This window comes from Tabrizicola sp., from assembly GCF_016792905.1.
GTDB lineage: Bacteria > Pseudomonadota > Alphaproteobacteria > Rhodobacterales > Rhodobacteraceae > Tabrizicola.
Window position 1 is genome coordinate 19,358 of record NZ_JAEULP010000066.1, and the last position, 10,538, is coordinate 29,895.

Below are 10,538 nucleotides of genomic sequence, written 5' to 3' on the forward strand. Positions count from 1 at the left end.
ATGGCATTTCACGAGATACGCTTCCCGGCGAACCTGAGCTTCGGATCTGTCGGCGGGCCGGAACGGCGGACGGAGATCGTCACGCTGGCGAACGGGTTTGAAGAGCGCAATACGCCTTGGGCGCATTCGCGGCGGCGCTACGATGCCGGGGTGGGCCTGCGGTCATTGAACGACGTTGAAACGCTGATCGCGTTTTTCGAGGCCCGGGCCGGTCAGTTGCACGGGTTTCGCTGGAAGGACTGGTCCGACTTCAAGTCCTGCGCGCCGCTGGCGACCCCGGCCTCTGACGACCAGTTGATCGGAACCGGGGACGGATCCACCAAGGTGTTTCAGCTGCAGAAGACCTATCTCTCGGGTCTGCAAAGCTATACCCGGCCGATCCGCAAGCCTGTCGCAGGAACCGTGGTGGTGGCGGTTGCCGATGATCCGAAAGCGGAAGCGCTTGAGTTCTCGGTCAATCCGGAGACCGGGGAAGTAACCTTCATGCTTGCGCCCGATCTGGGAACCCGGGTCACGGCGGGTTTCGAGTTCGATGTGCCGGTGCGGTTCGATACCGACACCATTCAGACTTCGGTCGCATCGTTTCACGCGGGCGACGTCCCTTCGGTTCCGGTCGTGGAGGTGCGCCTTTGAGCAAGGAATCCCTTTTTGCCCATCTTGCCACCGGGTCAACCACAGTCTGCCGGGCCTGGACGGTCAGCCGCCGCGACGGGGTGGTGCTTGGATTTACCGATCATGACCGGGATCTTCTTGTCGATGGCGTATGGTGTCAGGCCGATACCGGCATGACGGCCCGGGCTCTCCAGCAGACTACGGGCCTGTCGGTCGACAACACCGAAGCCTTCGGTGCGCTGAGCGCGACGGCCATCACCGAGAATGATCTGCTGGCGGGGCGGTTCGATGGTGCGGAAGTCCGCGCCTATCTGGTGAACTGGACCGAGCCCAAAGATTCTATCGCGCAGTTTCGCGGGCATCTGGGCGAGATTTCCCGGGTTGGCGGCAGTTTCAAGGCGGATCTTCGCGGGTTGACCGAGCTTCTGAATCGTCCGCACGGCATGGCCTACACGCCCGGATGTTCGGCCGTATTGGGGGACGGGCGCTGTCGGTTCGATCTGGACCAGCCCAGCTACGCGGTCGAGATTCCTGTGGCGGCTGAGGAAGACGGACGGGTCTTCCTGTTCTCGAACGTCGCGAGTTTTGACGACCGCTGGTTCGAAGGCGGTCGGTTCACAGTGACGACCGGCGCGGCGAAGGGCCTGGTTGGCGTCGTCAAGATCGACCGGCAGGCGGGAGCGCTTCGGCGGATTGAGCTATGGCAATCGCTGGGCGCGCCGGTCGCCGCGGGCGATCTGGTGCATGTGTTTGCAGGCTGTGACAAGACCCAGGGCATGTGCCAGGCCAAGTTCGCCAACTTTATGAATTTTCGTGGATTTCCGCATATCCCGGGCGAGGATTGGCTCGCGTCCTATCCGGTGCCGGACCGTCCCAATGGCGGAGCGCGCCGGGTCGGTGGGAGCGGGTCATGAGGATCGGCGAGCGCGCGATTGGCGAAGCACGGCTTTGGATCGGGACGCCATATCTGCACCAGGCAAGTGTCAGGGGGGCCGGCACGGATTGTCTGGGTCTGCTGCGTGGGGTGTGGCGGACAATGCATGGCGAAGAGCCGGAGCCGGTTCCCGCCTACACGGCCGATTGGGCAGAGCCTTCCGGGCAGGAGGTCTTGCTGTCGGCCGCTGAACGTTGGCTTGTTCCAAAGCCGACAGGTGCTGGGGATGTTGGCGATGTGCTCCTTTTCCGGATGCGGGAGGGTGGCATTGCCAAGCATCTTGGCCTGCAGTCCGAAACCGGGGCGCATCCGCGCTTTATCCACTCCTACACCGGCTATGGCGTGATCGAGACATCACTTTCGTTGCCCTGGCAGCGCCGGATCGCGGCGCGTTTCACATTTCCAGAAGGAGCCAAGTGAATGGCCACACTGCTTCTGTCCGCCGCCGGTGCTGCGGTTGGTGCGGGATTTGGCGGGACCGTCCTGGGTCTCTCGGGAGCCGTCATCGGCCGCGCCGTCGGGGCGACGATTGGCCGCGCGATCGATCAGCGGGTGCTCGGCAGCGGTTCGGACCCGGTGGATGTCGGCCGCATCGACCGGCTGCGCCTGACCGGCGCAGGCGAAGGCGGGGCGATTGGCCAGATCTGGGGCCGGATGCGGGTGGGTGGGCAGGTGATCTGGGCCACGGAGTTCACCGAAACGGTGCGCCGACGCCGCACGGGCAAGGGGGCCCCGAAGCCGAAAGTCAATGAATACAGCTATTCGGTCAGCCTGGCGATTGCCCTTTGCGAGGGAGAAATCCTGCGGGTGGGACGGATCTGGGCCGATGGCAACGAAATTTCGGCCCGTGACCTGAACCTGCGGATCTATGTCGGCAGTGAAACCCAGCTGCCCGACCCGCTGGTGGAAGCAGTGGAAGGCACCGGGCGCGCGCCCGCGTATCGCGGGCTTGCCTATGTCGTGATCGAGGATCTCGAGCTTTCGCCCTACGGCAACCGGGTCCCGCAGTTCAGCTTCGAAGTGGTGCGTGCCGCGCAGGGCCCGGCGGTGGATGCGGCGGAAACCCTGAGCGGCGCCGTGCGCGGCGTTGCGCTGATTCCGGGGACGGGCGAATACGGCCTGGCTGTGACGCCGGTTCACTATGCCGAAGCGCCGGGACGGAACCGGTCGGCGAACGTTCATTCCCCGTCGGGCAAGACCGACTTTGCGACAAGCCTGGAACAGCTGACACAGGAATTGCCAAACGCGGGTTCGGTGTCGCTCGTGGTGTCGTGGTTCGGCGATGATCTTCGGTGTTCGTCGTGCAGGATCAGACCGAAGGTCGAGCAGAAACTGCGCGACGGTGTTGGCATGCCGTGGCGCGCGGGCGGCATCACCCGGGCGTCGGCGCAGGAGGTGCCGAAGGTGGATGGCGCGTCGATCTATGGCGGCACACCTGCTGACGCTTCGGTCATCGAAGCCATCCGCGCCATCAAGACTGCGGGCAAGGATGTGATGTTCTATCCCTTCGTGTTGATGGATCAGGTTGCGGGAAACGCGCTGACCGACCCATGGACGGGTGCGGGATCGCAGCCCACCTTGCCCTGGCGGGGAAGGATCACGCTGGCACATGCGCCAGGACAGCCCGGTTCCACTGACCGATCGGCTGGTGCCGAGGCGGAAGTCCAGGCCTTCTTCGGCATGGCGGAGGCTGACGATTTTTCGGTCGCTGGTGAAACCGTAAGCTACCACGGGCCCAACGACTGGGGGTTTCGCAGGTTCATTCTGCACAACGCCTATCTCTGCAAAGTGGCCGGTGGAGTGGAATCGTTCTGTATCGGATCGGAGATGCGGTCGCTGACGCAGATCAGGGGGGCGGGCGACAGTTTCCCGACCGTCGCGGAATTGAAGCGGCTGGCGGAGGATTGCCGGTCAATCTTGGGTCCGCAGGTGAGGATCGGCTATGCGGCGGACTGGTCCGAGTATTCCGCCTATCAGGCGGATGGGAACCTCTATTTCCACCTCGATGCGCTTTGGGCCGATCCCGCGGTCGATTTTGTCGGCATCGACAACTACATGCCGATCTCCGATTGGCGCGACGGGGAGATACACGCGGATTCCGGCTTCGGGTCGATCTACAATCCCGAGTATCTGCGATCCAACATCGCCGGCGGCGAGGGGTTCGACTGGTACTATGACGGACCTGAGGGTGCTGAAGCGCAGCGCCGGTTGCCCATCACCGACGGCATCCACGGCGAGCCCTGGGTGCATCGGTACAAGGATCTGAAGTCATGGTGGTCGAACCTGCACCATGACCGGCTTGACGGCATCCGGTCCGTCTCGCCGACTGGCTGGGTTCCGGGGTCGAAGCCCATTCGTTTCACCGAGTATGGTTGTGCCGCGATTGACAAGGGGAGCAACCAGCCCAACCGGTTCATCGACGCCAAATCGTCAGAATCCGGTCTTCCAGCCTGGTCGAACGGGCAACGGGATGATCTGATCCAGATGCAGTATCTGCTTGCCACGGTCTCGTTCTGGTCCGATCCGCAGAACAACCCGGTGTCGAGCATCTACGGCGCCCCGATGATAGACATGGATCACGCCCATGCCTGGGCATGGGACGCTCGACCCTTTCCCGAGTTTCCGGGCCAGACCTCGGTCTGGAGCGATGGGGAGAACTACGCACGCGGCCACTGGTTGAACGGTCGTGCATCAAACCAGCCGCTGGCGGCAGTAGTCCGTGAGCTTTGCCAGCGATCGGGCGTCGACGCCGTGGAGACGGGATCTCTGTTCGGCCTGGTGCGTGGCTTTCAACAGTCAGACATCACGACGGCCCGGTCGGCGTTGCAGCCGCTGATGCTGGCGTTCGGTTTTGATGTTTTCGAGAGGGACGGGCTTCTGATGTTCCGAAACCGGGATGCCAGGGCCATCGCCAGTATCGACGCAAGCGATCTCGCCGTTTCGCCCGATCTCGATGGCGCAATCGAGACCGTGCGCAGTTCCGATGCAGAAATGGCCGGTCAGGTGCGGCTGAGCTTCGTCGATGCGCAATCGAGCTATGAGACGCGTTCAGTCGAGACCCGATTCCCCGACGAGGAATCCCTTGGTGTCTCGCAAACCGACCTTCCATTGGCCCTGACCAGGGCCGAGGGCCTGCGCACAGTTGAGCGCTGGCTGGCCGAGGCACGGGTGGCCCGGGATGCGGCCCGATTTGCGTTGCCGAAGTCGCGACTGGATCTGGGTGCGGGCGATGTGGTCCGCGTCGCCGGGCAACGGTACCGTGTCGACCGCGTAGAGCAATCCGAAGGCCAGCTTCTGGAGGCGGTTCGTGTCGAGGCTGGCGTCTATCTTCCCTCGGACAAGGCAGACGAGGCGATTTCGGTACGGCCGTATGTGCCGCCTGTTCCCGTCCTGGCTGTCTTCCTGGATTTGCCATTGATGACAGGCCAGGAAGTTCCCCACGCCCCCCACGTTGCGGTTGCCGCAGAGCCTTGGCCCGGCTCGGTCGCGATCTGGTCGTCCAGCGAGGATGCAGGATACGAGCTGAATCGTCTGGTCGCCGCACCAGCGACCATCGGAGTGACGGAGAGCCCATTGATGTTCCACAGTCCCGGTCTTTGGGACCTTGGTGCGCCGCTGCGGGTCAGGCTGTCCGGCGGCGAGCTTTCGTCTGCAAGCCGACTGGCAGTTCTGAACGGCGCAAATGCAGTGGCCATAGGCGATGGAAGCGGATCCAATTGGGAAGTGTTTCAGTTTGCCGAGGCGCAAGTCGTCGCACCGGAAACCTATGACATCTCGATACGCCTTCGTGGACAACTTGGTACCGATGGGATCGTCCCGAGTGTCTGGCCCGTCGGGAGTACGGTCGTCCTTCTCGATCTCGGGCTGGCGCAGATCGATCTTGCCCAGTCATCGCGCGGGCTTGCGCGCTTCTATCGCGTCGGCATGGCATCCCGTGGCGTTGATGATTCCAACGTCACCTTACTTACCGAGGCTTTTGACGGTATCGGGCTGCGTCCCTACACGGTTGCCCATCTGCGGAGTGTGATGCAGGCTGGCGATGTCCATCTGGCATGGAAACGCAGAACCCGCCTCGACGGCGACAGCTGGCAGTCCGGGGAGGTGCCCCTTGCCGAGGAAAGCGAAGCCTACCTGGTTCGAGTGATCCAGGCATCTTCCATTGTCTCCGAATACACGGTGACCCAACCGCAGTTCATCTATGCTGCGGCAATGCGAGCCGCGGACGGGGTGTCGGGCGTGTTCCAGATGGCGGTGGCACAGATTTCAGCTAGCTTTGGGCCCGGTCCGCTCCGATTGCTTGACGTTGTCGCGTGACGCATCACGAAGTGATTCAATGGCGCATGCCGAGCACCCATCTGTCGGTGGTAGTCGGGTCGGTCAAGTATCGGCCGGACTCGCACGTTGCGCTGAAGCAGACATTTCAACAAATGATGAAAGACCGCTCAGAAATGCGTGTCGCCTCCGGCTTTGGATGTGGTATCAAGATGCCACAGCCGGAGACCTTGCTATGCTTGAAACCAAACCCCGCGTGACCGCCGTCGATCCTGTTTGGCACCGGGTCTGCGAAGAGGCCAACGAGGCCATTCGCAATGAGCCCTTGCTTGGCGGGCTCATTCACTCCGGCCTATTGCACCATTCAACTCTGGAACGTTCGCTTGCCTATCGCTTCTCCCTGAAGCTTGCGTCCGGCGAGATGAGCGAACAGATTTTGCGCGAGATTGCGGATCAGGCCTATGACGACGACCCGGAAATCGGTGCCGCAGCCCGATCCGATCTCATGGCCGTTTACGAACGCGATCCGGCCTGCCACCGATTCCTGCAGCCGCTTCTCTTCTTCAAGGGCTATCAGGCTGTCCAGGCCTACCGCATCGGCCATTGGCTGTGGCAGAACGGGCGGATCGACATGGCTTACTTCGTGCAGATGCGGGTGTCAGAGGCGTTCGGTGTCGATATCCATCCAGCTGCGCGAGTTGGCAAAGGGATCATGATCGACCACGCCCATTCGATCGTCATCGGTGAAACTGCCGTTGTCGGGGACAATGTCTCCATGCTGCATTCCGTGACCCTTGGCGGCACCGGCAAGGAGGACGGCGACCGGCATCCCAAGATCGGTGACGGGGTACTGATCGGGGCCGGGGCCAAGGTTCTTGGCAATATCCGCGTCGGACATTGCTCGCGCATCGCCGCTGGTTCTGTTGTGCTGGAGGATGTGCCACCGAACAGCACGGTTGCCGGTGTTCCGGCCCGTGTCGTCGGCAAGGCCGGTTGCGCCCAACCCGCGCTGACCATGGACCAGATCCTGAAGGCGGAATGACCTGCACCGCATGAACTCCTCCCTCCGCGCGTTCGCCGCCCGGGTGACGGGGCAGGCAATCACGACATTCGCCAGATTCATAACCGCCCCCCGCGCCGTTTGGCAGGGGATCGAGCCCGTCCGCCATCAGCGCGTCTACTTTGCCAACCACAGCTCGAACGGCGACTTCGTCCTTCTCTGGACTGCGCTTCCTGTCCCGCTCAGGCGCCAGACGCGGCCCGTTGCGGCGCTGGACTACTGGCTGACCTCGCCTCTCCGCGCTTTCATAGGGCGCGAGGTGTTCAATGCGGTGCTCATCGACCGGCGCCCCGAGGCGCGGACCGAGGATCCCGTGACCCTCATGGCCGCAGCCCTGGACGAGGGCTCCTCGCTCATCCTCTTCCCCGAAGGCCAGCGCAACAGCTCTGACTCCACGCTTCTTCCCTTCAAGTCCGGGCTTTACCACCTTGCCAAGTCCCGGCCCGGCATCGACCTTGTGCCGGTCTGGATAGCGAACCTGAACCGCGTGATGCCGAAGGGCGAGATCATTCCCGTGCCGCTGATTTGCACGCTTACCTTCGGGGCACCGCTTCATCTTGCCGAAGGCGAGACGAAGGATGCTTTCCTCACCCGTGCCACTCAGGCACTCCTCGCGCTGAAGCCTGGCCAGCTATGACCTCTCCCCATCTCCTCTGGCTCCTTGCCGGTGTCGGCACGATCCTGGTCGTCGCCTCGATCATCGGTGAAATCCTCCGCGCGCGCCTATCGCCCGCTGGCGAGAACCCGGTGATCGAGAACCTGATTGCACGGACCAACGCCTGGTGGGTCATGGTGATCTGTCTCGCGCTTGCGTTCATCGCGGGCAAGCCGGGCGTCGTTCTCCTCTTCGCGCTCTGCTCCTTCGCAGCGCTGCGTGAATTCCTGACGCTCACCACTCACAACCGCGCCGATCACTGGTCGCTCGTCGCCTGTTTCTTCCTGATCCTGCCGCTGCAATACTGGTTCCTCGCGACCGACTGGTACGGGATGTATTCCATCTTCATCCCGGTCTACGCTTTCCTCCTGCTTCCCGTCCTCTCGGCGCTCCGCGGCTCCACGAAGGACTTCCTGATCCGCGTCTCGGAAACGCAGTGGGCGCTGATGATCTGCGTCTACTGCGCCAGCCATGTGCCCGCGCTTCTCTACCTGCGGATCCCGGGGTTTGAGGGCCGAAATGTCATCCTGATCGCCTATCTGATCTTCGTCGTGCAGCTGTCGGACGTCATGCAGTACGTCTGGGGCAAGCTTGTCGGCCGCACCAAGGTCGCCCCCAACCTCTCGCCCTCCAAGACCTGGGAAGGGCTGATCGGTGGCGCTCTCACCGCCTCGGGCGTCGGCACCGCGCTCTGGTGGATGACGCCGTTTTCACCGCTGCAGGCGGCGGGCATGTGCCTTCTCATCACGCTGATGGGCTTCTTCGGCGGCCTCGTCATGTCGGCGATCAAGCGGGACCGGGGGATCAAGGACTGGGGCCACCTCATTGCCGGGCACGGCGGCTTCCTCGACCGGCTTGACAGCGTGATCTTCGCCGCGCCGATCTTTTTCCACATCACTCGCTGGCTCTGGTCCACCACATGAGCGATGCCGAAAACCGCCGCCCCCTCACCTCGCGCAACTCCGCCTGGGCTGCACGTCTCGCCTCTTGGGCCGTTGCCAAGAGCCTGACCCCGAACCAGATCAGCCAGGCCTCGATGGGTTTCGCCGCCCTTGGCTTCGCTCTCTACGCGCTCTCCCCGCACGGCCCCGACATCCTTCAGATCCTCTGCCTGATCCTCGCCGCCGCCGCCGTGCAGGCCCGCCTCGTCTGCAACCTGATCGATGGCATGGTCGCGATCGAGGGTGGCAAGGGTGCCAAGGACGGCCCCTTCTGGAACGAGGCCCCCGACCGCGTCTCCGACCTCCTCTTCCTCACCGGCGCCGGCCTCGCCGCCCACCAGCCCGCCCTCGGCCTCCTGGCCGCAAGCCTCGCCATCGCCACGGCCTACATCCGCGAGCTTGGCCGCGCCGAAGGCTTCCCGCCCGACTTCTCGGGCCCTCTTGCCAAGCCACAGCGCATGGCCGTCCTGACCGCGGGCACCCTCCTCGCCGCATTCTACGCCGGCGAATGGACCCTGACGGTCACGCTGTGGATCCTCGTCGCAGGCGCCGCCGCCACGATCCTGCGCCGCTCATGGACTCTCATCCAGAAGCTCAAGACGCGATAGAAAAAGGGAGGCCAAAGCCCCCCTTTCATCTTTGTACAAGTATCCCACGGGGGTGCGGGGGTGTGAAACCCCCGCTCCGACGCCTCACGCCAGCATCACCATCGGGTTCTCCAGCGCCTCGATCACCGCCTTCAGGAACTCCGCCCCCAAGGCCCCGTCGATCACCCGATGATCCACCGACAGCGTCATCGACATCACCGTTGCCACGCCGATTGTCCCGTCCGCCATGACCACCGGCTTCTTGATCCCCGCACCCACGGCCAGGATCGACCCATGCGGCGGGTTGATCACCGCGTCGAAATTCTCGATCCCCATCATCCCCAGGTTCGAGATCGCGAAGGACCCGCCCTGGTATTCATGCGGCGCGAGCTTCTTGGTCTTCGCCCGCCCCGCCAGGTCCTTCATCTCCGCCGACAGCGCGCTCAGCGACTTCTTGTCCGCATCGCGCAGCACCGGGGTGAAGAGCCCGCCTTCGACCGCCACCGCCACCGCCACGTCCGACGGTTTCAGCCGCAGCATCCGGTCGCCCGCCCAGACGGCGTTCGCGTTGGGCACCGCCTGCAATGCCATAGCACAGGCCTTGATGATGAAGTCGTTGACCGAAAGCTTCACGCCCCGACCCTCAAGCTGCTTGTTCAGCTGCTCGCGGAACGCCATCAGCGCATCCAGCCGCACGTCCCGCCGCAGATAGAAATGCGGGATCGTCTGCTTGGCCTCGGTCAGCCGCGCGGCGATGGTCCGGCGCATCCCGTCCAGCGGCACTTCCTCGTACTGCCGGTCGGCATACATCTTCATCACGGTTTCCGCCGCCATGCCCGTCGGCATCGCCGCCGCAACAGCAGCCGGGGCAGGGGCCGCCTTCGGGGCCTCGGCGACAACCGCCGCCGCAGGCTTCGCCGCCCCTGGCTGCGCGCCTTCCACATCCGCCCGGACAATGCGGCCATGCGGACCCGAGCCTTTCACGGCTCCGAGGTCCAGCCCCTTCTCCTTGGCGATCCGCCGCGCTAGCGGCGAGGCAAACACCCGCGAACCGCCCGCAGCCGGCCCCACCGCCGTAGGTCGGGGTTCACCCCGACCCTCCGCCGCCACAGGTGCCGCCGCCGGTTCGGGGACCGCCACCGGAGCCGCCGCAGCCTTGGGCGCCGCGACCGAAGACGCATCCTCGCCCTCGTCCAGCAGCACCGCAATCGGCGTGTTCACCTTCACCCCACCCGTGCCCTCTGCGATCAGGATTTTGCCCACCACCCCTTCGTCGACCGCCTCGAACTCCATCGTCGCCTTGTCGGTCTCGATCTCGGCGATGACCTGGCCGGAGGCGACGGCGTCGCCCTCCTTGACCAGCCATTTCGCCAGCGTGCCCTCCTCCATCGTCGGCGAGAGGGCGGGCATCAGGATGTCGATCGTCATCGCCTCCCCCTCAGCGGTAGGTCACGGCCCTGGCGGCCGCGACGATCTC

9 protein-coding genes are annotated in these 10,538 nt (G+C 64.0%); 8 read left to right on the forward strand and 1 reads right to left on the reverse strand.

The window, feature by feature from the left end; all coding sequences use genetic code 11:
• The 8 genes from JNL31_RS13910 (at position 1) to JNL31_RS13945 (ending at position 9,082) form a co-directional block, all read left to right on the forward strand.
• Positions 1-633, forward strand: a complete 633-nt coding sequence (locus JNL31_RS13910; protein WP_294974292.1) for a DUF2460 domain-containing protein — start codon at positions 1-3, stop codon at positions 631-633.
• Positions 630-1,526: a DUF2163 domain-containing protein gene (locus JNL31_RS13915; protein ID WP_294974294.1), complete on the forward strand. Its 897-nt coding sequence runs from the start codon at positions 630-632 to the stop codon at positions 1,524-1,526. The genes JNL31_RS13910 and JNL31_RS13915 overlap by 4 nt, the downstream gene beginning before the upstream one ends.
• Positions 1,523-1,966, forward strand: a complete 444-nt coding sequence (locus JNL31_RS13920) for a peptidase (RefSeq protein WP_294974297.1) — start codon at positions 1,523-1,525, stop codon at positions 1,964-1,966. The genes JNL31_RS13915 and JNL31_RS13920 overlap by 4 nt, the downstream gene beginning before the upstream one ends.
• The gene (locus tag JNL31_RS13925; RefSeq protein WP_294974299.1) at positions 1,967-5,860 is read left to right on the forward strand and encodes a glycoside hydrolase TIM-barrel-like domain-containing protein; all 3,894 of its coding nucleotides are present in this window, start codon (positions 1,967-1,969) and stop codon (positions 5,858-5,860) included.
• A gap of 193 nt (positions 5,861-6,053) precedes the next feature.
• Positions 6,054-6,860: a serine O-acetyltransferase gene (gene cysE, locus JNL31_RS13930; RefSeq protein ID WP_294974315.1), complete on the forward strand. Its 807-nt coding sequence runs from the start codon at positions 6,054-6,056 to the stop codon at positions 6,858-6,860.
• Between the two features lie 10 nt (positions 6,861-6,870).
• Positions 6,871-7,515, forward strand: coding sequence for a 1-acyl-sn-glycerol-3-phosphate acyltransferase (locus tag JNL31_RS13935; RefSeq protein ID WP_294974302.1), 645 nt, complete (start codon positions 6,871-6,873; stop codon positions 7,513-7,515).
• A complete protein-coding gene (locus JNL31_RS13940; RefSeq protein WP_294974305.1) occupies positions 7,512-8,456 on the forward strand; it encodes a phosphatidate cytidylyltransferase in 945 nt (314 codons plus the stop codon). Before JNL31_RS13935 ends, JNL31_RS13940 begins: the two co-directional genes overlap by 4 nt.
• On the forward strand, positions 8,453-9,082 hold the full coding sequence (locus JNL31_RS13945; protein ID WP_294974308.1) for a CDP-alcohol phosphatidyltransferase family protein: 630 nt from the start codon (positions 8,453-8,455) through the stop codon (positions 9,080-9,082). Before JNL31_RS13940 ends, JNL31_RS13945 begins: the two co-directional genes overlap by 4 nt.
• 84 nt (positions 9,083-9,166) lie before the next feature.
• On the opposite strand, the gene JNL31_RS13950 is transcribed toward JNL31_RS13945, so the two are convergent.
• Positions 9,167-10,489 carry a pyruvate dehydrogenase complex dihydrolipoamide acetyltransferase gene (locus JNL31_RS13950; protein WP_294974310.1) on the reverse strand — a complete coding sequence of 441 codons (1,323 nt, stop codon included), beginning with the start codon at positions 10,487-10,489 and terminating at the stop codon, positions 9,167-9,169.
• Between the last annotated feature and the right edge of the window lie 49 nt (positions 10,490-10,538).